This window comes from Mesorhizobium sp. M0998 (assembly GCF_040318885.1).
In the GTDB taxonomy this organism is placed as follows: domain Bacteria; phylum Pseudomonadota; class Alphaproteobacteria; order Rhizobiales; family Rhizobiaceae; genus Mesorhizobium.
In genome coordinates, this window is record NZ_JAMYND010000014.1 from 23,248 (window position 1) to 45,751 (window position 22,504).

Consider the following 22,504-nt stretch of genomic DNA (forward strand, 5'->3'; position numbering starts at 1 on the left):
TATATCAGATGGAGCGATCGACATGTGGGCCGGAGTCTTCCCCGCCGTTACGACCAAATTCACCGAGGACGACGGCCTCGACCATGCCGAGATGGAGCGCTGCTTTGCGCTGCAGATGGAGGCCGGCTGTGACGGCATCATCGTCTGCGGGTCGCTCGGCGAAGGCCCGATGCTGTCGCACGACGAGAAGATCGCGGTGCTGAAGACCGCGCAGAAGATCGCCGGCAAGAAACCGGTGCTGTTGACGGTCAACGAGGCCGGTACACGCGAGGCGGCGGCGATCGCGCGCCGCGCCGCCAAGGAAGGCGCCAACGGTTTGATGGTGGTGCCGAGCCCGATCTACCATACCAATGCCGAGGAGACGGTCGCGGCACTCAGCGCCGTCGCCGCGGCCGGCGACCTGCCGGTGATGATCTACTCCAACCGGCTTGCCTACCGCGTCGACGTTACCGTCGACCAGATGGAGGAGTTGGCGAAGGACCAACGCTTCGTCGCCATAAAAGAGTCCTCCGACGACATCCGCCGCTCGACCGAGATCATCAACCGCCTCGGCGACCGCTACGACCTGTTCACCGGCGTAGACAATCTCGCCTTCGAGGCGCTGTCGGTCGGCGCCATCGGCTGGGTGGCGGGCCTGGTCACCGCGTTCCCGCGCGAGACCGTCGCCATCTACCAGCTGATGCGACAGGGCCGCCGCGAGGAGGCGTTGAAGATCTACCGCTGGTTCCGGCCGCTGCTCGACCTCGACGTTTCGACCTATCTGGTGCAGAACATCAAGCTTGCCGAAGTGCTGGCGATCAACACCAACGACCGCGTGCGCATGCCGCGCCAGCCATTGTCGGGCGAGCGGCGCAAGGCAGTCGAAAAGATCGTCAGGGATGCGCTGGCGGTGCGGCCAGAGCTGCCGACATTCTGATCCAGTCGCTTTGAAGGCATTTGCAGATGTGCAGCGCGGCGCACGGCAATGAATGATAATGCTACGCTCGATGTCGCCATCATTGGTGGCGGCATCATCGGCATCTGCGCCGCCGCCCTTCTGGCAGAGGCGGGGCGAAACGTGACGATCTTCGATCGGACGGGGATCTGTGAGGAAACCAGCTCCGGCAATGCCGCTGCCTTTGCCTTCTCCGATGTGCTGCCGCTCGCCCACAAGGGCATGATCAAGCAGTTGCCGAAATGGCTCGCCGACCCGCTCGGCCCGCTCAGCATCCCACCCGCGTATCTGCCGAAGCTGCTGCCCTGGCTGGTCCGCTTCTGGCGCGCCGGCCGAAGCGACCGCTATGAAGCCGGCCTTGCCGCGCAGGCCGGGATGATGAAGCTCGCCGAGGCGGAATGGATGGGCTTGCTCGACCGTTCCGGCACACGGCCGATGCTGCATGAGGACGGCTCGCTGGAACTCTACGACAGCGAGACCGAGTTCAAGGCTTCACTGCCCGGCTGGGCGGCAAGGCAGCGCTTCGGCATCGGCTTCGGCCATGTCGAGGGGAGCGCTCTCACAGCCCTGCAGCCCGGTCTGTCGCCGCGCTTCGTCAAGGGAACGTTCGTGCCGGGGTGGAAAACCGTTGCCGATCCCAAGCTGCTTGGAAAGGCCTTGTGGGCCTATGCCGAGAGGTTGGGCGCCGTGTTCGAAAGGGCCCGGATCGAGCGTGTCGAGGCGGGACAGGACGGCGCGATCCTGACCACGGCCGACGGCACGCGGCGACGGGCGAAGCACGTCGTCATCGCTGCCGGGGCCTGGTCGCATCTGCTGGCGAGACATCTCGGCGACGGAATCCCGCTGGAGACCGAGCGTGGCTACAACACGACGTTGCCGAAGACTGCCTTCGACGTAAAGCGGCAATTGATCTTCTCCGGGCATGGCTTCGTCATCACGCCGCTCGAGACGGGCCTGCGCGTCGGCGGCGCGGTCGAACTCGGCGGCCTTGAGAGGCCGCCCAATTATGCGCGCTCGAAAGCGCTGCTCGAAAAGGCGCAGAAATTCCTGCCGGGACTGGATCCGGCCAATGGACGCGAATGGATGGGGTTCCGGCCGTCGCTGCCGGACTCGCTGCCGGTGATCGGGCGGTCGCAACAAACGCCGTCGGTGGTGTATGGTTTCGGCCACGGTCACCTCGGCCTGACCCAGGCCGCGGTGACCGGGCGCTTGATCCGCGAGCTCGTTCTCGGGCAGAATCCATCGCTCGATCTCGGCCCGTTCAGCCCGCAACGGTTTTGAGTTCGAAGACAGTCAGTTGGGAGCCGGCATGGCCAAGAATTCCTTCTTCTGCATAGACGGCCACACCTGCGGCAATCCGGTGCGGCTGGTCGCCGGCGGCGGGCCTTTGCTCAAGGGCTCGACGATGATGGAGCGGCGAGCGCATTTCCTGGCCGAATATGACTGGATCCGCACCGGGCTGATGTTCGAGCCGCGCGGCCATGACGTGATGTCCGGCTCGATCCTCTATCCGCCGACGCGTGAAGATTGCGACATCGCCATCCTGTTCATCGAAACCTCGGGCTGCTTGCCGATGTGCGGCCACGGCACCATCGGGACGGTAACTTTTGCCGTCGAGCATGGGCTGATCAAGCCGAAGACACCGGGCGTGCTCAGGCTGGATACGCCGGCGGGCGTGGTCGTAGCCGAGTACAGCCAAGTCGGCGACTATGTCGAGGAGGTGCGCATCACCAATGTGCCTTCCTTCCTCCATGCCGAGGCACTGACGGTCGAATGCCCCGGGCTCGGCGAGATCAGCGTCGATGTCGCCTATGGCGGCAATTTCTACGCCATCGTCGAACCGCAAAAGACCTATCGCGACATGGCCGACCATTCGGCCGGCGAACTGATCGCCTGGAGCCCGGTGGTGCGGCAGCGGCTCAACGAAAAATATACCTTCGTGCATCCGGAGAATCCCGGCATCAATACGCTGTCGCACATATTGTGGACCGGCGCGCCGACCAACCCGCAAGCCGATGCCCGCAACGCCGTCTTCTACGGCGACAAGGCAATCGACCGTTCGCCCTGCGGCACCGGCACCTCGGCGCGCATGGCGCAGCTTCACGCCAAGGGCAAGCTTGGGGTCGGCGACGACTTCGTCCACGAATCGATCATCGGGTCGCTGTTCAAGGGCAGGGTCGAGAAAGAGGTCACCGTCGCCGGCAAGCCGGCAATCATTCCGTCGATCGGCGGGTGGGCGCGGATGACCGGATTGAACACGATCTTCATCGACGACCGCGACCCGTTCGCGCACGGCTTCGTCGTCAAATAGAGAAAACGCTGACGCAAGCGAAAGAAAGAGAGCGCAAACGGATTGCCTTCGACGGCGCAACGATCCCGCTCATCAACTTATTTTGACGGCGATTTCTTCGAAATGGGTCGCATGCTGCGATTGAATCGTCAAAGACATTGCGTTAGGCCAATGGTAGGGTCCGCGATGGTCCAGGGGGCGGACGGGAACAAAACGGGCAATCGGACGACGTGCGGCGAAAACACGCGTAATGATCGAAAAATCACGTTGCAATCCGGGCTCGAAACTTTACGACTAGGGAAAATACGAAAAGGAATGCGTCTGCATGGGCGACATTCCAGGGGAGCCACGACAGCATGCAGTATTTTGTCCAGCAGCTTATCAACGGGCTGACGCTGGGATCGATCTATGGGCTGATAGCGATCGGCTATACGATGGTCTACGGCATCATCGGCATGATAAATTTCGCCCATGGCGACATTTTCATGATCGGCGCTTTCACCGCGCTCATCGTTTTCCTTATCCTCGGTGCATTGTTCTATTCGCTGCCGATCGTCGTTGCGCTGCTGATCATGATGATCGTCGCGATGCTGCTGACCAGCCTGTATAACTGGACGATCGAGAAGGTGGCCTACCGGCCTTTGCGCGGTTCATTCCGGCTGGCGCCGCTGATCACCGCGATTGGCATGTCGATTGCGCTGTCCAATTTCGTCCAGGTGACGCAAGGGCCGCGCAACAAGCCGGTCCCGCCAATGGTGTCCAAGGTCTACAACATCGAAGGCATCAGCGTCTCGCTGAAGCAGATCATCATCGTCCTGGTCACCATAGTCCTGCTGGCGCTGTTCTGGTACCTGGTCAACAAGACCTCGCTCGGCCGGGCACAGCGCGCCTGCGAGCAGGATCGCAAGATGGCCGCACTGCTCGGCGTCGACGTCGATCGCACCATCTCGATCACCTTCATCATGGGCGCCGCCCTTGCCGCCGTCGCCGGCACGTTGTTCCTGATGTATTACGGCGTTGTGGTGTTTTCCGACGGCTTTACGCCCGGTGTGAAGGCGTTTACTGCCGCGGTGCTCGGCGGCATCGGCTCACTGCCCGGCGCCGTGCTCGGCGGGCTGATGATTGGCTTCATCGAAAGCATGTGGTCGGCTTATTTCTCGATCGACTACAAGGACGTCGCCGCCTTCTCCATCCTGGCGATCGTGCTGATCTTCCTGCCTTCCGGCATTCTCGGCCGGCCAGAAGTCGAAAAGGTCTGAGATCATGGCGGTTACCGTGTCTCCGGAAAGCACCGTCGTTGCCACCCCGGTCCAGCGCGCTTTTCGCGAAGCGCTCTATGCCGGCGCCATCTCGCTTGGCCTGTTCGTGCTGTTCATCGGCCTGAAAACCGACCAGAATATCTCCAACGAACTGATCCTGGTGCAACGCTGGGGCTTGCTCGCCGGCGTCGTGATCGCCACCATGGCAGGACGCTTCCTCTATGTCGCCTATGGCCAGCCCTTCCTGGCGAACCAGAAGATCGTCGACGTCGCCACCGGCCTGCTGCCGGTCAGCCTGGCTTCGCGATTCTTCCGCCTTCCCGCGTTCATCGTGGCGCTCGCCGTCGCCGTTATTCTGCTCGCGCTCAGCGGCTTTCTGACCGAGGCCTTAGGGCCGGAACTTTCCGATTTTGTGCGGTTCCTGCGGGCGCTCGCAATCATCTATGCGCTGGCTTGGCTGATATATCGGTTCCGGGCCTTCATTCACGCTCATTTCTCGGCATTGGGCATAACCGCACTGGCGCTCTACCCGATTATCGTGGTGTTGGTGCTGGCTCTATATGCCGGGTCGATGGCCGCCGGTTTCCAGGGCTCGCTGAAATATGTCGACAATTACGGCATCCAGATCCTGATCTACGTGATGCTGGCTTGGGGGCTGAATATCGTTATCGGCTTGGCCGGCTTGCTCGATCTCGGCTATGTCGCCTTCTACGCCGTCGGTGCCTACGCCTATGCGCTGCTCGGCACGCATTTCGGCCTCTCCTTCTGGATCCTGCTGCCCGCCGCTGGCCTGATGGCTGCGTTCTGGGGCGTGATGCTCGGCTTCCCGGTGCTGCGCCTGCGCGGTGACTATCTGGCGATCGTGACGCTCGCCTTCGGCGAAATCATAAGGCTGGTGATCATCAACTGGCGCGAGGTGACCAACGGCTCGGCCGGCATTTCCGGCATCCCGAAGGTGTCTTTCTTCGGCCTGATGTCGTTCAACGTCTCCGATCCGAACTACATCTCGAAGGTGCTCGGCATCGCCCAATCGGGTGCCTACTACAAGATATTCCTCTACTATTTGATCCTTGGGCTCTGTCTGCTGACGGCCTTCGTCACCGTGAGGCTCAGGCGTCTGCCGGTCGGCCGCGCCTGGGAAGCGCTGCGCGAGGACGAGATCGCCTGCCGCTCGCTCGGTATCAACACCACCACCACCAAGCTCACGGCCTTTGCCACGGGCGCGATGTTTGGCGGCTTCGCCGGCTCGTTCTTTGCCGCGCGGCAAGGCTTCGTCAGCCCGGAATCCTTCGTCTTCCTGGAATCCGCGATCATCCTTGCCATCGTCGTGCTTGGCGGCATGGGCTCGCTGGTCGGCATTGCCGTCGCCGCGATGGTGATGATCGGCGGCACCGAAATCCTGCGCGAACTGGATTTCCTCAAGACCGGCCTGAGTTGGGGCAACATCAAGGTTATACCCGGGTTCGGCCCCGACTTCACGCCGGAGCTTTATCGCATGCTGTTGTTCGGCATGGCCATGGTCATCGTCATGCTGTGGAAGCCGCGCGGCTTCGTCGGCAGCCGCGAGCCGACAGCCTTCCTCAAGGTGCGCAGGGCGGTGTCGGGGTCCTTCACCAAGGAGGGACACGGCTGATGAACGCGAGCCCCTCCGTGAACGATGCCATCCTGCAGGTCGATCATTTGTCGATGAAGTTCGGCGGTCTCGTCGCCATCGGCGACCTGTCGTTCCAGGCCAAACGCGGCGAGATCACCGCGCTGATCGGTCCCAACGGCGCCGGCAAGACCACCGTGTTCAATTGCATCACCGGTTTCTACAAACCGTCGGAAGGCATGATCACGCTCAATCGGCGCGACGGCTCGACCTTCCTGCTCGAACGTTTGCCGAACCATGAAATCCCGGCGCGGGCCAAGGTGGCGCGCACCTTCCAGAACATCCGCCTGTTCTCGGGCATGACGCTGCTGGAGAACCTGCTGGTGGCCCAGCACAACAAGCTGATGAAGGCGTCCGGCTATACCATTCTCGGCCTGTTCGGTTATAGCGGATACAGACAGGCTTCGGCGGAATCGGTTGAACTGGCCGAGCACTGGCTGGAAAAGGCCGATCTCGTCGACCGCGCCGACGATCCTGCCGGCGATCTGCCCTATGGCGCGCAGCGACGGCTCGAAATTGCTCGCGCCATGTGCACCGGCCCTGAGCTTCTGTGCCTCGACGAGCCGGCCGCCGGCCTTAATCCGAAGGAATCGGCGGCGCTCAATGCACTGCTGATGGACATCAAGGACAACACCGGCACGTCGATCCTTTTGATCGAACACGATATGGCGGTGGTTATGCAGATTTCAGACCATGTCGTCGTGCTCGAATACGGGCGCAAGATCTCCGACGGCAACCCGCAATCGGTGCGGACCGACCCGCGCGTCATCGCTGCCTACCTCGGCGTCGAAGACGAGGACGTCGAGACGGTGCTGACCGAAGTCGGCGACGAAGACGTCATCGAGCAATTGGATACGGGTCCGGATGCGGCCCACGGCCCAGGCACATCGTCTTCGTATCTCGCCGGACCGGTTGCCGACACGGTTGGCCACAGCGAGGGCGAACGCGTCACCGTGTCAAAGGGCGCTTCGAAAGCCGGGCAGATCGATGCAAGGTCGAGCGCCGCGGCAAAGTCCGGATCGCCGGCCAAAGCCAAATCGGCCGCGAAATCTTCTGCCGCAAAATCTTCCACTGCAAAGCCGGCCTCCAAGGCTCCGGTGAAGTCAAAAACTCCCGGCACCTCTAATCGGCGTGGGGGGCGGAAATAATGGCCGGCACAACGCTGCTCGATATCAAGGGCGTCCAGACCTACTACGGCAACATCAGGGCGCTGAACGGCGTCGATGTCACGGTCAAGCAAGGTGAGATCGTAGCGCTGATCGGTGCCAACGGCGCCGGCAAGTCGACGCTGATGATGACCATCTTCGGTGCTCCCCGCGCCCGCGCGGGTACCATCACATTCGCCGGTACCGACATCACCCAGATGCCGACCCACGAGATCGCGCGCATGCGCATCGCCCAGTCGCCGGAAGGGCGCCGCATTTTCCCGCGCATGACGGTGATGGAAAACCTGCAAATGGGCGCCAGCCTCGACAACCTCGAGCATTATGACGAGGACGTCGAGAAGGTGTTCACGCTGTTTCCACGCCTGAAGGAACGCATTGCCCAGCGTGGTGGCACGCTGTCCGGCGGCGAGCAGCAGATGCTGTCGATCGGGCGCGCGCTGATGGCGCGGCCGAAGCTGCTTTTGCTCGACGAGCCGTCGCTTGGCCTGGCGCCGCTGATCGTCAAGCAGATATTCGACGCTATCCGGGAGCTGAACCGCACGCAGGGACTGACCGTGTTCCTGGTCGAGCAAAACGCCTTCGGCGCTCTGAAGCTCGCCACGCGCGGCTATGTCATGGTCAACGGCAACGTGACGATGAGCGGCACCGGCAAGGAGTTGCTCGCCAATCCGGAGGTGCGCGCCGCCTATCTCGAAGGCGGCCATCACTGAGTTTCAGGAGACATCAATCATGCAGGGCATTGTCTATGAGGAACCCTCGATCTGGCAGTTCTTCTTCGTCACCTGCCTGCTCGGCGGCTGGGCGGCGTGGATGACGGGCAAGGCATGTGCGCAGACGTGGCGCAGCTTCGCCCAGTTGTTCGCCTACATGCTGGGGCTCGGCATCGGCGTAAGATTCATCCATCATGCGCTGTTCGGCGGAACGATGTTTTCGCTGCATTACTACGTGGTCGACACCATCGTGCTGATGATATTGGGCTTCATTGGCTACCAATACACGCGCACCAACCAGATGGTAACGCAGTATAATTGGCTTTACGAAAGAGCCTCTCTTTTGAGCTGGAAACCAAAAGGTTGACATTTATCATTAACGGCGCTTCAGGGATGAATCGGCGTGACAAGTGCCTGAAAATCGGCAAAGTACTCTTTCTGCGAGCAAGAGTGGGCATCGCATGAAAGCAACATCCACGCCCACTCGGTAAATGGGAGCGTTTCAATGAAAAAGTCACTTTTGTCCGCCGTCGCCCTGACCGCGCTTGTCGCGTTCAGCGGCAGCGCGTGGGCTGACATCCTGATCGGCGTTGCCGGTCCGATCACTGGCCCGAACGCAGCATTCGGCGCGCAGTTGCAGAAGGGCGCCGAACAGGCTGCCGCCGATATCAACGCGGCTGGCGGCATTAACGGCGAGCAGATCAAGATCGAGGTCGGCGACGACGTGTCGGATCCGAAGCAGGGCATCTCGGTCGCCAACAAGTTTGTCGCCGATGGCGTCAAATATGTCGTCGGCCACTTCAATTCGGGCGTCACCATTCCGGCGTCAGAGGTCTATGCCGAGAACGGCATTCTCGTCATCACGCCTTCCGCGACCAACCCGAAGCTGACCGAGCGGGGCCTGTGGAACACGTTCCGTACCTGCGGACGCGACGATCAGCAGGGCAAGGTTGCCGGCGACTACCTCGCCGCGCACTTTAAGGACGGCAAGATCGCCGTCGTCCACGACAAGACGCCTTACGGCCAGGGTCTCGCCGACGAAACCAAGAAGGCACTCAATGCTGATGGCGTGACCGAAGCCATGTATGAGGGCATCAATGTCGGCGACAAGGACTTCTCGGCGTTGATCGCCAAGATGAAGGATGCCGGCGTCAACGTCGTCTACTATGGCGGCCTGCACACCGAGGCCGGCCTGATTATGCGCCAGCTCGCCGATCAGGGTCTCAAGGCCCAGTTCATGTCCGGCGACGGCATCGTGTCGAACGAATTGGCCTCCATCGCCGGCGATGCCGTCGACGGCACGCTGATGACGTTCGCTCCCGATCCGCGCAAGAACCCGAACGCCAAGGAACTCGTGGAGAAGTTCCGCGCCGCCGGTTTCGAGCCTGAAGCCTATACGCTCTACTCCTACGCCGCGCTGCAGATCGTCGCCGCCGCCGCCAACAAGGTCGGCTCTTCCGACGACGCGCAGAAGGTTGCGGAAGAGATCAAGAAGAGTGGCCCGTGGAAGACCGCCATCGGCGACATCGGCTATGACGCAAAGGGCGACATCACCCGTCCCGACTACGTCATCTACACTTGGAAGAAGGGTGACGACGGCAAGTACACCTACTTCGAACAATAAGCCGGCAAACGCCTGCAGCCCAAAAAATGCCCGGCGCCTCGCGCCGGGCATTTTTCATTTGTCTTTTGCTTCATCGCATAGCCGCAAGGATTTAAATCGGTTTAGCCGACGTCTCCATTTTTGTTTGCACTGCAGCATTTTCGCGCTAATCATGTCCAGCAGTTCCCTTTCCCGCGTCCGGAGCCCTGTCCTTGGCAATCTCGAAGATCCTTGTCGCCAACCGCTCCGAAATAGCCATCCGCGTCTTCCGCGCGGCCAATGAGCTCGGCCTCAAAACCGTGGCGATCTGGGCAGAGGAGGACAAATACTCCCTGCATCGCTTCAAGGCCGACGAAAGCTACCAGGTCGGGCGCGGGCCGCATTTGGCCAGGGACATGGGGCCGATAGAAAGCTATCTGTCGATCGAGGAGGTTATCCGCGTCGCCAGGCTATCGGGCGCCGATGCCATCCATCCAGGCTACGGCCTGCTGTCGGAAAGCCCGGAATTCGCCGAGGCCTGCGCCACAGCCGGCATCATCTTCATCGGGCCAAAGCCGGATACGATGCGCAGGCTAGGCAACAAGGTCGCCGCTCGCAACCTCGCGATCGAAGTCGGCGTGCCGGTAATTCCCGCCACCGATCCCTTGCCGGACGACATGGAGGCGGTAAAGGAACTCGCCAAGACGATCGGCTACCCGGTGATGCTCAAGGCATCCTGGGGCGGCGGCGGCCGCGGCATGCGCGCCATCCGCTCCGAGGCCGATCTCGCGCGCGAGGTCATGGAAGGCAAGCGTGAGGCGAAGGCGGCTTTCGGCAAGGACGAGGTCTATCTCGAAAAGCTGATCGAGCGCGCACGCCATGTCGAGGTGCAGGTGCTGGGCGACACTCATGGCAACGCCGTGCACCTGTTCGAGCGCGATTGTTCGATCCAGCGCCGCAACCAGAAAGTGGTCGAGCGGGCGCCGGCGCCCTACCTCGAAATGTCACAGCGCGAGGAGCTTTGCGGCTACGCGCTGAGGATCGCGCGCGAAACCAGCTATATCGGCGCCGGCACGGTCGAGTTCCTGCAGGATGCCGATACCGGAAAATTCTACTTCATCGAGGTCAATCCGCGTATCCAGGTCGAGCACACGGTCACCGAACAGGTGACCGGCATCGACATCGTCAAGGCGCAGATCCATATCCTCGACGGCTTTGCCATCGGCACGGCGGAATCGGGCGTTCCGGCGCAGAAGGACATCAGGCTCAACGGCCACGCGCTGCAGTGCCGCATCACCACGGAAGATCCCGAGCATAATTTCATCCCCGACTATGGCCGCATCACCGCCTATCGCGGTGCCACCGGCTTCGGTATCCGCCTTGATGGCGGCACCGCCTATTCGGGCGCGGTCATCACCCGCTTCTACGATCCGCTGCTGGAAAAGGTAACGGCGTGGGCGCCGACGCCGGCCGAGACCATCGCCCGCATGAACCGGGCGCTGCGCGAATTCCGCATCCGCGGCGTGGCGACCAACCTCACGTTCCTCGAGGCGATCATCAATCACCCGAGCTTCGCCGACAATTCCTACACCACCAAGTTCATCGACACGACGCCGGAACTGTTCGCCAGTGTGAAGCGGCAGGACCGCGCGACCAAGCTGCTCAACTACCTTGCCGACGTTTCGGTCAATGGTCATCCCGAGACGCGCGGCCGGCCGCAGCCAAAGGCCGATGCGGCACCACCGGTGGTGCCATATCTCAACGGCAATGTGCCTCAAGGCAGCAAGCAGAAGCTCGACGTGCTCGGGCCGGAGAAATTCGCCGCGTGGATGCGCGAGCAAACAGAGGTGCTGGTCACCGACACGACAATGCGCGACGGGCATCAATCCTTGCTCGCGACGCGTGTGCGCACCTATGACATTGCCGGAATTGCCGGCACCTATGCGCGTGCTCTGCCGCAGCTTTTATCGCTCGAATGCTGGGGCGGCGCCACATTCGACGTCGCCATGCGCTTTCTCACCGAAGACCCATGGGAGCGGCTGTCGCTGGTGCGCGAGGCAGCACCCAACCTTCTGCTGCAGATGCTCCTGCGCGGTGCCAACGGCGTCGGCTATACCAACTATCCCGACAATGTCGTCCAGCATTTCGTCCGCCAGGCCGCTGCCGGCGGCATCGACCTGTTCCGGGTCTTCGACTGCCTGAACTGGGTCGAGAACATGCGCGTGGCCATGGATGCGGTCGGCGCCGAGGGCAGACTGATCGAAGCGGCGATCTGTTATACCGGCGACATACTCGATCCGGCGCGGGCCAAATACGATCTGAAATACTATGTCGGCCTGGCCAGGGAATTGCAGGCGGCAGGCGCCCATATCATCGCCGTCAAGGACATGGCTGGGCTTCTAAAGCCGAGCGCTGCCCGCGCGCTGTTCAAGGCACTGCGCGAGGCGACGGACCTGCCGATCCACTTCCACACCCACGACACATCCGGCCTGTCGGCGGCAACCGTGCTGGCGGCGGTGGAGAGCGGCGTCGACGCCATCGACGCGGCGATGGATTCGCTATCGGGCAACACCTCGCAGCCGTGCCTGGGTTCGATCGTGGAGGCGCTGAAGGGCACCGAGCGCGATCCGGGCCTCGACCCGCAGTGGATCAGGAATATCTCGTTCTACTGGGAGGCGGTGCGCAACCAGTATTCAGCCTTCGAAAGCGACCTGAAGGGGCCGGCATCGGAGGTCTATCTGCACGAAATGCCGGGCGGTCAGTTCACCAACCTCAAGGAACAGGCGCGCTCGCTCGGGCTGGAGACACGCTGGCACGAAGTGGCGCAGACCTATCACGACGTCAATCTGATGTTCGGCGACATCGTCAAGGTGACGCCGTCGTCCAAGGTCGTCGGCGACATGGCGCTGATGATGATGAGCCAGGACCTGACCGTCGCCGACGTCGAGAATCCGGCGAGGGACATCGCCTTCCCGGATTCGGTGGTGTCGATGTTGCGCGGCGATCTCGGCCAGTCGCCGGGCGGCTGGCCAAAGCCATTGCAGAAGAAGGTGCTGAAGGGCGAAAAGCCGATCACGGTGCGGCCGGGTTCGCTGCTCAAACCGGCGGACCTCAAGGCCAGTCGCGCGGAGGTCGAGGAAAAGCTCGAGCGCAAGCTCAGCGGGTTCGAGTTCGCGTCGTGGCTGATGTATCCGAAGGTGTTTTCCGATTTTGCCGCCGCGCAGGAGACCTACGGGCCGGTCAGCGTGCTGCCGACGCCGACCTATTTCTACGGCATGAAGCCGGAAGACGAGATTTTCGTCGACATCGAAAAAGGCAAGACGCTGGTGGTGCGCTGCCTTGCCATCGGCGATGTCGACGAAAAGGGCATGGTCACCGTGTTCTTCGAGCTCAACGGGCAGCCGCGCCGGGTGAAGGTGCCGGACCGGGCGCATGGCGCGTCCGCTGCCAAGGCACGGCGCAAGGCGGAGCCGGGCAATGAGGCGCATGTCGGCGCGCCGATGCCTGGCGTCGTCTCGGCGCTTGCGGTCGCTGCCGGCCAGGCTGTGAAGGCCGGCGACGTGCTGCTGTCGATCGAAGCGATGAAGATGGAAACGGCGTTGCATGCCGAACGCGACGGCACCATAGCCGAGGTGCTGGTCAAGGCCGGCGACCAGATCGATGCCAAGGATCTGCTGATCGCGTTCGGGTGAAACAGGCCGGCATCGATAGGGCCTTGTCGGCGCCTGGCAGCAGCCCTTCATGCCGCATCGATAGTACCTTGACCCGCCGCGCCCGGTCGGGCATCGAACCGCTGCAATTCGCCGCTCGGGTCACCCCGAGTCGCGGCGAGAAACGACGCGGAGAGAAGAATATGGCCGACGACATCACCGAGACCAGCCAGACTGTTGCCGCCGGCCAGCTGCGCGCCTTCATCGAACGAATCGAGCGGCTCGAGGAAGAGAAGAAGACGATTGCCGACGACATCAAGGAAGTGTTCGCCGAGGCCAAGGGCACTGGCTTCGACACCAAGGCGATGCGGTCGATCATCCGGCTGCGCAAGAAGGACCAGGCCGAGCGGCAGGAAGAGGAATCCATCCTCGATCTGTACAAGGCTGCGCTCGGCATGGTGTAAAGGCCGGCCTCGGCGCCGGAGACGATCGCGGGAGAAGCGGTTCTGACCATGGAATCCAGCCATGAGTGAATTCGACTTCGGCGCCCACCGCGCCACGGAATTCCGGCAGCGCGGCTTCTGGACCCTTTTCGCAGAGCGGCATCCCGAGGAACGGGTCCGCCGGGCAAAGCGCGGGCCGTGGTTCTGGCAGCGTGGGCTGCCCGATTTCGCATTGGTTCTTTCGATGTACGTCGCGCCTGCGCACAATCATGTCGGCGTCTTCTTCGGCCGCAACGAGAAGTTCGGTGCCACGCAAGCCTGGTCGCGGTTGAAGCCGTTCCAGCCGGCCATCGAAGACAGGCTGAAGCTCAGGCCAGAACAAAGTTGCGACGGCCTCGGCATTAATTCGATGTGGCGGGTGAATTGTTTTGCCGAGGACAATTGGCCGGCGATGACCGACTGGCTGGTGACGGAAGCCTCACGTTTCGAGCGCGCGATTGCCGAAGTTCTGGGTCAGGAATAAAGCAGGGTTTCCAGACGCAATCCTTGTGGAAGGGTTGCTCTGGTGAGCAGCCAGGGAGCCGATCGATCGATGACGATCATGTCGCGCGTTGCCGCCTTCTTCCGCTCACGCTGGTTCGGCGGCGTGCCGCTCGATCGGCTGTTCTGGCGCGACCTGGTCGTTGTCGGCACAGCGATCAACGTCGCGTCGTCGGTGGGGGCGCTCATTCTGCTAGGATTGAAGCTGCCGCTTGCGCTCGTCCTGGCGGTGCATTTCGCGCCGGTGCCCTACAATATCTTCCTGACCTTTGCCGTTTGGCGAACTGCCGGAAAATCGAGTGGCGTCATGGCCTCGCTGATGACGCTTGGCGCCACGTTGTGGCTGATCCTGGTGGTTGTGGCCTGACGATCAGGCGGCCGGCTCGAATTTGAGCGCCACGCCGTTGATGCAATAGCGCAGACCCGTCGGCGGCGGGCCGTCCTCGAAGACGTGGCCGAGATGGCTGCCGCAGCGGGCGCAATGGCATTCGGTGCGGACCATGCCGTAGCTGCGGTCGACGGTGGTCTCGACCGAACCCGGCACTGGGTCGTTGAAGCTCGGCCAGCCGGTGCCGCTCTCGAATTTCAGCTTGGATTCAAACAAGGGCTGGTCGCAGCCGACGCAGGAGAAGGTGCCGGCGCGCTTCTCGTGCAGCAGGGCGCAGCTTCCCGGCCGCTCGGTGCCGTGGTTGCGCATCACCGCATATTGCTCGGGCGTCAGCCGGGCGCGCCATTCGGCATCGGTGCGGGTAACGGGGTAGGTGTGGCTGTCCATTTTTTCCTCTTAGCTTATGTCGCTATTTGGGTTGCCTTCGCAACTTCGTCTGAAATAGGCATTTGTTACGGCGTTTGCTCGTATTTCCTATCCTGCCGCGAAGAATCCCTCAGGCGATGGCGGCGAGATAGCGCGCAACCGATGCTGAAAATGCCGCCTTTGCGTCTCCGATGACGTTCTGGTTCCACCATGCGCCGTAGATATGGTCGAACGCGAAAGGCTCCAGCGCGGCCTTGATGCCGTGCACTTTCGTCGCGTTGAGCGGGATATAGTTCGGATAGCTGTACATGAAGCTTACATGACGGCGGGTCGGCGTCACCTGCAGGATGTCGCCGGCCAGGATGGCATTGCCGCCGTCGCGCTTCCAGTGCAGCACCTGGCCACCGGCAAAGTGGCCGCCGCAGCGGATGAGCGTCAGAGACGGGGTTATGGCGCGCATCTCGCCTTCCCAACTGATGATTGCCGGATGCGGCCGCATGATCCAATGACGATCATCGGCGTGCAGATAAATCGGCACGCCGCCAAACGCCGCGCTCCATTCGACCATTGCCGAATAATAATGGCAGTGCGAAATGGCGATGGCGGCCAGGCCGCCCCGGCGGTTGATCTCGGCCACCGCCACGTCGCTGACCATCGAGATGCAGTCCCACAGCACATTGCCGTGCGGCGTTTGCGCCAGCAATGCGCGCTGGCCGATAGCGAAGCGCGGCTCGATGCCGAAGGCGAGCACGCCGGCATCATCCTTGATCACGACCCGATGCCCGGCGGCGAGCTCTTCCGGCGTGGTCCAGGCCTGACCCTCCCAGCGCACATATTGCCGCTCGTCCTCGCAGATCGGGCAATGTCGCGGCGGCGTCGCTGTCGCCGCGAACTGGACACCGCATTGCAGGCAAAGGAAACAGGTCGACCGTCCTGTTTTGCGTGGATCCATTCAGTGCTTCCTTGAAAGTTGCTTCGTCGCGGCTTCGAGGCCGGCGAGCGTCAGCGGAAACATGCGGCCGCCAAAAATATCGCGGATCATGGCAATCGAATGGGTAAAACCCCAGTTCTTCGCGTCTTCCGGATTGAGCCAAATGGCGTTCGGCCATTGCTGCAGCAGCCTGCCGAGCCAGACGGCGCCGGCCTCCTTGTTCCAATGCTCGACCGAGCCGCCGGGTTGAGCGATCTCATAGGGGCTCATCGAGGCGTCGCCGACGACGATCACCTTGTAGTCGGGGCCATATTTATGGAGGAGATCGAAGGTCGGAATCACCTCGGCATGGCGGCGGCGATTGTCCTTCCACACGCCCTCGTAGAGGCAGTTGTGGAAATAGAAATATTCGAGCTGGCGGAACTCGGCGCGGGCGGCCGAAAACAGCTCCTCGACACTCCTGACATGGTCGTCCATCGAGCCGCCGACATCGAAGAACATCAGCAGCTTCACGGCATTGCGACGTTCGGGTTGTGTCTTAACGTCAAGATAACCGTGCTCGGCGGTGGCGTGGATGGTGCCGGGCAGGTCGAATTCCTGTTCGGCGCCTTCGCGCACCCAGCGGCGCAAGCGCTTCAGCGCGACCTTGATGTTGCGGGTGCCGAGTTCGACGGCGTCATCGAAATTCCTGAACTCGCGTTTGTCCCAGACTTTTACCGCGCGGCGGTTGCGGCTTTCGTGCTGGCCGATGCGCACGCCTTCGGGATTGTAGCCATAGGCGCCGAAGGGCGAGGTGCCGCCGGTGCCGATCCATTTCGAACCGCCCTGATGCCGGCCGTTTTGCTCCTCCAACCGCTTCTTCAGCGTCTCCATCAGCTTTCCGAAGCCGCCCAGCGCCTCGATCAGCTTCTTCTCCTCGTCGGTCAGGTGCTTTTCGGCGAGCCTCCGCAGCCATTCCTCCGGGATGTTTGCGACATCGACCGCGTCTTCGTCAGTCAGCGCCTCGACACCTTTGAAGATGTGCGAAAAGACCTGGTCGAAGCGGTCGATGTGGCGCTCGTCCTTCACCAGAGCGGCGCGGGCGAGATAGTAAAAGCCCTCGACATCATAGTCGACCAGCCCGGCCTCCAGCCCCTCCAGCAGCGACAGATATTCGCGGAGCGAGACCGGAACCCGCGCTGCCTTCAGTTCGAGGAAGAAGGGGATGAACATGGTCCGACTTTATCTGTGTCCCTCGATCTTCTCCCGTGCGGCGCTGGCGATAAAGGCGGAACGCGTCAGACCACGCCGACCCGCTTCTTCGTCGATTGCCGCCAAAAGACCTGCGTCGAGCGACAGATTGGCCCGGACAGGCCGTCCGGAATCGATCAGCACAGGGATCATCACGGCGGATTCACCGGCAGCGCTATCGACTTCGCCCAGTCGGAGCAGATCTGCCACAGTGCGCGCCGCGGGCAAGGGCAAGTTCTTCGCCATTCGTGTCTCTGCCCATTCGCGAACGGCAGAAGTCGCATCGGCTATCGCCTCTTCGGGACTTGCGCCACCGCCGTGACATCCGGGAAGATCAGGCACCCGCACTCCCCAGACTTCATCTGCGCCGTCAAGAATTCCGACATAGTGCGTCATGATTCGTCCTTAAATCCATCCAGCAAGCCGGGCGATCGACCGCGCAACACCCAGAGATTGTTCGCGATGCCGCGGCACGATAATCATGATCTCCGGCCTTTCCGGATGCTCGTACTTCTCGTGTTTGCCGCCGCCTACGTTCACCCAGCCGTCACGTAAAAGCCTCGTGACAATCTTGCGCGTGTTGGTCTCGATCAGCGGCACTGTCGCCCCTGATCATGCGCAATATATTGCGCACAGGTGATTATTTCAATCGTTGGCTTCATCATAGCAGATCGTACTCGATGAAGCCGGTCCGCCGCGCCACGTGGTCGTAGAGCTTGCGTGCCGTGGTGTTGGTTTCGTGGGTCATCCAGTAGACGTTCTTGACGCCGATCTTGCCGGCTTCCTGCTTGACCGCTTCGATCAGGGCGGCGCCGACGCCCTTGCCGCGTACATCGGGGTCGGCGAACAGGTCCTGCAGATAGCAGTTGTTTATCTGCGACCAGCAGGAGCGATGGTAGAGATAGTGCGTCAGGCCGACGGCCTTGCCGTCGAGGGTGGCGATGAAGCCTTTCGGCTCGAACTCGCCCGCCGTGAACAGCCGCTTCCAGGTGACGGAGTAAACCTCTTCCGGCAGCTTGGTTTCGTAGAAGGTGAGATAGGCGGTCCAAAGACGCCGCCAATCGGCGTGGTCAGATTGCGCCAATGGGCGGATGGTGATCTCGGTCATTTCGTTTCCCTCTGAAGTCGGCAACCTGAAGCTGCCTCCGTGCCCGGCTAGAGGCAACGGTCCAGCACCGGGAAAGCGCTGTCCGGTGACTTCGTGGGCTTCCGGCCGACCGGCCCCTCATCCCTGCCGTCTCGCCATGGAGGCCAGGCGCTCGAACAGATGCACGTCCTGTTCGTTCTTCAGCAAGGCGCCGTGCAGCTTGGGCAGCGCGTTCTTCGGGTCGGCGCGCAGGTCCTCGGGCGCGATGTCGTCGGCGACCAGCAGGCGGATCCAGTCGAGTGCCTCGGAGGTCGACGGCTTCTTCTTGAGGCCCGGCACGTCACGGATTTCATAGAATTGCGTGAGTGCGGCGCGCACCAGGTTCTGCTTGATGCCGGGATAGTGCACGTCGACGATTTTGTGCAGCGTCTCGACGTCGGGAAAGCGGATGTAGTGGAAGAAGCAGCGGCGCAGGAAGGCGTCCGGCAGCTCTTTTTCGTTGTTGGAGGTGATGATGACCATCGGCCGGACGGTGGCACGGATGGTCTCGCCGGTCTCGTAGACGAAGAACTCCATCCGATCCAGTTCCTGCAACAGATCGTTGGGGAACTCGATATCGGCCTTGTCGATCTCGTCGATCAGAAGCACGACTTTCTTGCCGGCAGCAAAGGCGTCCCACAGCTTGCCGCGCTTGATGTAATTGCGGATGTCGTTGAAGCGCTCGTCGCCGAGCTGGCTGTCGCGCAGCCGCGAGACGGCATCATATTCATAGAGGCCCTGCTGCGCCCGCGTGGTCGATTTGACGTGCCATTCGATCAGATCGAGGCCGAGCGCCGCCGCCACCTGGCGGGCAAGTTCGGTCTTGCCGGTACCAGGCTCGCCCTTGACCAGCAACGGCCGCTCGAGCGCGATCGCCGCGTTGACCGCCACCATCAGATCCTTGTCGGCGACATAGGCTGCCGTGCCTTCAAAACGCATTTTTGCTCCCGGGTTCATCGCGCGACCCTAAGGAGGCGGCCTTCGCTGTGCAAGGCGCTGCTGGCAAAGCGGGGATCTTGCCGGCGCGACCCTCGTCGAGCGGTTCTGCGTCGATTTAAGACTCGAAACATGTCGTCTCTCTGGCGCTTGGTCTGCCGTCTGCCTATATTGGCGGAGACGGTCTGCGCTTCCCGGCAGGAGAACATTTTCCCCGGGGCCTTAATGATCCCTAGGGAGCTGTCCCTGGGAAGACCCGTGGGTTTTCTCATACGGCGCCCACCTACTTTGTAGGTTCCCGGGATCGCTCTCTCCACCGGTTGTGTGGATCGTCACTGTCGAAAAGGCCATGTCTGGCGGATCTTGTCGTCGCGCCGCTTTGTGCGGTGCTCTCACGAACGAAAAGTTCGCCCCGCTCCTCCAAAACGTCGCTCGTAAAACTCCATCCAAATCTGATCTTTTCTAACGTCGGCGCATGACATCCCCAAAAGACCTGAAAAAAACTCTCCGCAACCAAGCCCTCGGGCGCCGCGACGCGCTCGATCCTTTCTGGCGGGTGGAGGCAGCACTCGAAATGGCCGAGACGGCGCGCGACCGGATCACCGTCGAGCCGGCCCAGATCGTCTCAGGCTTCTGGCCGATGCGCTCGGAAGTCGACGTCCGGCCGCTGATGTTTGCCTTGCGCGAAAAGGGGGCAAGGCTCTGCCTGCCGGCCATCCTCAACAAGACCACCATCGTTTTTCGCGAACTGGTGCGCGGCGCGCCGATGATCGACATGGGCTTCGGCACCGTCGGGCCGCATGAGGAAGCCGAGGTGCTCGATCCCCAAATGATGCTGGTGCCGCTTGCCGCCTTCGATGCGCGCGGCCACCGCATCGGTTACGGCGCCGGCTATTATGACCGGGCGATCGCGCGGCTGGCCGACAAGGGACAGCAGCCGCGGCTGATCGGCATTGCCTTCGACTGCCAGGAGGTGGCCCTGGTGCCGGACGAGCCGCATGACGTGATCATTCCGGAAATACTCACCGAGAGCGGGTTGCGCCGGTTCGCGCCGAAATTGTAGATAAGTTCCTGGACGCATGGTCTTTTCCGAAAGTCATGCAGCTTTTTGCTTCGCTGACCTTCGGTTCGGGATCACGCTTATATGAGACTTCTCTTCCTCGGCGACATGGTCGGCAAGACAGGACGTACGGCGGTGTGGGAACAACTGCCCGGCCTGATCTCGGATTTCAAGCTCGACTTCGTCATCGTCAATGGCGAGAACGCCGCCGGCGGCTTCGGCATCACCGAGGAAATTTTTCGCGAGACGATCTCGGCCGGCGCCGATGTCGTCACCACCGGCAACCATGTCTGGGACCAGCGCGATGCGCTGATTTTCGCGCCGCGCGAAGAGCGCTTCCTGCGTCCGTCCAATTTCCCCAAGGGTACGCCGGGGCGCGGCTCAGGCGTCTACATCGCCAGGAACGGCGCGCGCGTGCTGGTCGCCAACATCATGGGCCGGGTGTTCATGCATCCCGAGCTCGACGATCCGTTCCAGGCCGGCGAGCGCGAACTTGCCGCTTGTCCACTTGGTGAGCAGGCCGATGCAATCGTCATCGATTTCCATGCCGAGGCGACCTCGGAAAAAATGTGTTTCGCCCACTTCGTCGACGGCCGTGCCAGCCTTGTTGTCGGCACCCATACGCATCAGCCGACCGGCGATCACCAGATCCTCAATGGCGGCACCGGTTATATTTCCGATGCCGGCATGTGCGGCGATTACGATTCCTCGCTCGGCATGGACAAGGAGGAGCCGCTCAACCGGTTCTTGTCCAAGGTGCCGAAAGGCCGCTTCGAGGCGTCGACCGGACCGGCGACATTGTGCGGCGTCGGCGTCGACATTTCCGACCGTAGCGGCCTGACCGAACGGATCGCGCCGTTTCGCCGCGGCCCGCGGCTGGAGGAAACGGCGCCATCCTTCTGGTCGTGACATTGATATGGACGCTTGCAATACCCAATTGCCGGCGAAACTGCTCTAGATCGTAGAGGGGACGACCTCCATGCAGCTAGTCGAATTCCTGGCGCCGCATTTCGCCTTTGTCTCCGACCCGACGGCATGGGTCGCGCTGCTGACTCTGGTCGTGCTGGAGGTCGTGCTCGGCATCGACAATCTGATCTTCATCTCGATTTTGACCAACAAATTGCCGGTAGCGCAGCGGGCCCGCGCCCGGCGGCTCGGCATATCCGCCGCGCTGGTGATGCGGCTGATCCTGCTGGCCACCATCTCGATCATCGTCCAACTGACGACGCCGATATTCACCGCCTTCGGCCACGGGTTTTCATGGCGCGACCTGATCCTGATCGCAGGCGGCCTGTTTCTCGTCTGGAAGGCGACCAAGGAGATCCACCACACGGTTGATCTCGATGATCACCAGGACACCATGATGGGCGAGACGCTGCAGCTTTCGCTGGCCGGCGCGATTTTCCAGATATTGCTGCTCGACCTCGTCTTCTCGATCGACTCGATCATCACCGCCGTCGGCATGACCGACGAAATCGCGATCATGTACATCGCGGTGATCGTGGCGGTGAGCGTGATGATGCTGGCGGCCGGGCCGCTGGCCGACTTTATCGCCAGGAACCCCAGCATCGTCATGCTGGCCCTCGGCTTCCTGCTGATGATCGGCACGACGCTGATCGCCGACGGCATGGGTTACCACGTGCCGAAAGGCTACATCTACGCCGCCATGGGTTTTTCGGCACTGGTCGAAGGGCTCAACATGCTGGCGCGGCGGCGGAAGAAGGCAAAAGGCGGCGGGCACTGAGGATGGCCCACCGCGGCTGACCTAATTCCCCGGCACGCCCTTCGGATGACGGTCGCCGATCAGGCCAAGCGTCAGGCCTTGCTCCAGCCACGCCTTGGCGCCGGCGAGCACCAGCGCAAAGCCATCGGTCGAGCCGATCGCCTGCTTGACCTGCTCATCGGGGCTGCCGACAAAGCCGAAATTGCGGACCTCGACAAAGGTCGTGCCGCCCGGCATCTCGGCGAAAGTCCACACTACGGTGGTCGGCGGATCGCTCCATTGCATGACGATCTTCTTGTTATCGACGATCTCACTGACATTGACCGCCGTCGAGGCGCCATACATGCGCCATTCCCAACTGATTTCCTTGCCGCTGTCCAACCTGTCGCTGCCATGGGTGAACCAGAACTTCGTCGTGATCGCCGGATCGACGAAGGCTTCGAATACGTCGGCGACCGGCCGCCTTATCAGCATGCCGGCTTCGGCGGTCGGTGTTTCGCGGATTTCCATTTCATCCTC

24 protein-coding genes and 1 other RNA gene are annotated in these 22,504 nt (G+C 62.0%); 17 read left to right on the top strand and 8 right to left on the bottom strand.

Translation table 11 applies throughout. From position 1 onward, the window contains the following. Nucleotides 1-22: 22 nt before the first annotated feature. The 13 genes from NKH59_RS15385 to NKH59_RS15445 all read left to right on the top strand — a co-directional run bounded on the left by NKH59_RS15385 (nucleotide 23) and on the right by NKH59_RS15445 (nucleotide 14,592). Nucleotides 23-916 (top strand): dihydrodipicolinate synthase family protein, encoded by an 894-nt coding sequence (locus tag NKH59_RS15385; protein ID WP_352471244.1) that lies wholly within the window; start codon nucleotides 23-25, stop codon nucleotides 914-916. Nucleotides 917-964: 48 nt separating this feature from the next. Next, a complete protein-coding gene (locus tag NKH59_RS15390; RefSeq protein WP_352471243.1) occupies nucleotides 965-2,215 on the top strand; it encodes an NAD(P)/FAD-dependent oxidoreductase in 1,251 nt (416 codons plus the stop codon). Nucleotides 2,216-2,243: 28 nt separating this feature from the next. Continuing rightward, complete coding sequence (locus tag NKH59_RS15395; protein ID WP_352540331.1) at nucleotides 2,244-3,245, top strand: 4-hydroxyproline epimerase; 1,002 nt, start codon at nucleotides 2,244-2,246, stop codon at nucleotides 3,243-3,245. Nucleotides 3,246-3,580: 335 nt separating this feature from the next. Beyond that, a complete protein-coding gene (locus tag NKH59_RS15400; RefSeq protein ID WP_352454929.1) occupies nucleotides 3,581-4,483 on the top strand; it encodes a branched-chain amino acid ABC transporter permease in 903 nt (300 codons plus the stop codon). 4 nt (nucleotides 4,484-4,487) lie between these two features. After that, the gene (gene livM, locus NKH59_RS15405) at nucleotides 4,488-6,116 is read left to right on the top strand and encodes a high-affinity branched-chain amino acid ABC transporter permease LivM (protein ID WP_352471241.1); all 1,629 of its coding nucleotides are present in this window, start codon (nucleotides 4,488-4,490) and stop codon (nucleotides 6,114-6,116) included. Beyond that, nucleotides 6,116-7,282: an ABC transporter ATP-binding protein gene (locus tag NKH59_RS15410; RefSeq protein WP_352540330.1), complete on the top strand. Its 1,167-nt coding sequence runs from the start codon at nucleotides 6,116-6,118 to the stop codon at nucleotides 7,280-7,282. The genes livM and NKH59_RS15410 overlap by 1 nt, the downstream gene beginning before the upstream one ends. Further along, complete coding sequence (locus NKH59_RS15415) at nucleotides 7,282-8,010, top strand: ABC transporter ATP-binding protein (RefSeq protein WP_352471239.1); 729 nt, start codon at nucleotides 7,282-7,284, stop codon at nucleotides 8,008-8,010. The genes NKH59_RS15410 and NKH59_RS15415 overlap by 1 nt, the downstream gene beginning before the upstream one ends. Before the next feature lie 19 nt (nucleotides 8,011-8,029). After that, nucleotides 8,030-8,377: a DUF6867 family protein gene (locus tag NKH59_RS15420; protein ID WP_352471238.1), complete on the top strand. Its 348-nt coding sequence runs from the start codon at nucleotides 8,030-8,032 to the stop codon at nucleotides 8,375-8,377. Between the two features lie 138 nt (nucleotides 8,378-8,515). Then, nucleotides 8,516-9,634 carry a branched-chain amino acid ABC transporter substrate-binding protein gene (locus tag NKH59_RS15425; RefSeq protein WP_352471237.1) on the top strand — a complete coding sequence of 373 codons (1,119 nt, stop codon included), beginning with the start codon at nucleotides 8,516-8,518 and terminating at the stop codon, nucleotides 9,632-9,634. 191 nt (nucleotides 9,635-9,825) lie between these two features. After that, nucleotides 9,826-13,284 (top strand): pyruvate carboxylase, encoded by a 3,459-nt coding sequence (gene pyc / locus NKH59_RS15430; protein WP_353022301.1) that lies wholly within the window; start codon nucleotides 9,826-9,828, stop codon nucleotides 13,282-13,284. Between the two features lie 161 nt (nucleotides 13,285-13,445). Next, nucleotides 13,446-13,706 (top strand): DUF2312 domain-containing protein, encoded by a 261-nt coding sequence (locus NKH59_RS15435; RefSeq protein ID WP_023719653.1) that lies wholly within the window; start codon nucleotides 13,446-13,448, stop codon nucleotides 13,704-13,706. 61 nt (nucleotides 13,707-13,767) lie between these two features. Next, the gene (locus tag NKH59_RS15440) at nucleotides 13,768-14,208 is read left to right on the top strand and encodes a hypothetical protein (protein WP_352540328.1); all 441 of its coding nucleotides are present in this window, start codon (nucleotides 13,768-13,770) and stop codon (nucleotides 14,206-14,208) included. Between the two features lie 78 nt (nucleotides 14,209-14,286). Then, nucleotides 14,287-14,592 (top strand): hypothetical protein, encoded by a 306-nt coding sequence (locus NKH59_RS15445; RefSeq protein WP_352613554.1) that lies wholly within the window; start codon nucleotides 14,287-14,289, stop codon nucleotides 14,590-14,592. Nucleotides 14,593-14,595: 3 nt separating this feature from the next. Here NKH59_RS15445 and msrB read toward each other — a convergent pair whose 3' ends face one another. The 7 genes from msrB to NKH59_RS15480 form a co-directional block, all read right to left on the bottom strand. Further along, entirely contained in the window at nucleotides 14,596-15,000 is a 405-nt protein-coding gene (gene msrB / locus NKH59_RS15450; protein WP_027152870.1) for a peptide-methionine (R)-S-oxide reductase MsrB, read from the bottom strand. Between the two features lie 109 nt (nucleotides 15,001-15,109). Next, entirely contained in the window at nucleotides 15,110-15,931 is an 822-nt protein-coding gene (locus NKH59_RS15455) for an MBL fold metallo-hydrolase (protein WP_352540327.1), read from the bottom strand. Beyond that, nucleotides 15,932-17,122 (bottom strand): vWA domain-containing protein, encoded by a 1,191-nt coding sequence (locus tag NKH59_RS15460; RefSeq protein ID WP_352540326.1) that lies wholly within the window; start codon nucleotides 17,120-17,122, stop codon nucleotides 15,932-15,934. 9 nt (nucleotides 17,123-17,131) lie between these two features. Beyond that, nucleotides 17,132-17,536: a type II toxin-antitoxin system HicB family antitoxin gene (locus NKH59_RS15465; protein ID WP_254816428.1), complete on the bottom strand. Its 405-nt coding sequence runs from the start codon at nucleotides 17,534-17,536 to the stop codon at nucleotides 17,132-17,134. A gap of 9 nt (nucleotides 17,537-17,545) precedes the next feature. After that, nucleotides 17,546-17,740, bottom strand: coding sequence for a type II toxin-antitoxin system HicA family toxin (locus tag NKH59_RS15470; RefSeq protein ID WP_126104508.1), 195 nt, complete (start codon nucleotides 17,738-17,740; stop codon nucleotides 17,546-17,548). Between the two features lie 61 nt (nucleotides 17,741-17,801). Next, nucleotides 17,802-18,248, bottom strand: coding sequence for a GNAT family N-acetyltransferase (locus NKH59_RS15475; RefSeq protein ID WP_352745888.1), 447 nt, complete (start codon nucleotides 18,246-18,248; stop codon nucleotides 17,802-17,804). A gap of 117 nt (nucleotides 18,249-18,365) precedes the next feature. After that, nucleotides 18,366-19,205: an AAA family ATPase gene (locus NKH59_RS15480; protein WP_353022303.1), complete on the bottom strand. Its 840-nt coding sequence runs from the start codon at nucleotides 19,203-19,205 to the stop codon at nucleotides 18,366-18,368. A gap of 176 nt (nucleotides 19,206-19,381) precedes the next feature. On the opposite strand from NKH59_RS15480, the gene ssrS reads away from it, so the two are divergent. The 4 genes from ssrS to NKH59_RS15500 all read left to right on the top strand — a co-directional run bounded on the left by ssrS (nucleotide 19,382) and on the right by NKH59_RS15500 (nucleotide 22,006). Further along, a non-coding RNA gene (gene ssrS, locus NKH59_RS15485) (6S RNA) lies at nucleotides 19,382-19,537 on the top strand. 140 nt (nucleotides 19,538-19,677) lie between these two features. Beyond that, nucleotides 19,678-20,265, top strand: coding sequence for a 5-formyltetrahydrofolate cyclo-ligase (locus NKH59_RS15490; RefSeq protein WP_352450855.1), 588 nt, complete (start codon nucleotides 19,678-19,680; stop codon nucleotides 20,263-20,265). Nucleotides 20,266-20,346: 81 nt separating this feature from the next. Next, complete coding sequence (locus NKH59_RS15495; protein ID WP_023678036.1) at nucleotides 20,347-21,171, top strand: TIGR00282 family metallophosphoesterase; 825 nt, start codon at nucleotides 20,347-20,349, stop codon at nucleotides 21,169-21,171. 70 nt (nucleotides 21,172-21,241) lie between these two features. Continuing rightward, nucleotides 21,242-22,006, top strand: a complete 765-nt coding sequence (locus NKH59_RS15500) for a TerC family protein (RefSeq protein WP_352471227.1) — start codon at nucleotides 21,242-21,244, stop codon at nucleotides 22,004-22,006. A 21-nt stretch (nucleotides 22,007-22,027) separates the two neighbouring features. Here NKH59_RS15500 and NKH59_RS15505 read toward each other — a convergent pair whose 3' ends face one another. After that, nucleotides 22,028-22,495, bottom strand: a complete 468-nt coding sequence (locus NKH59_RS15505; protein ID WP_352540323.1) for an SRPBCC family protein — start codon at nucleotides 22,493-22,495, stop codon at nucleotides 22,028-22,030. Nucleotides 22,496-22,504 lie beyond the last annotated feature (9 nt).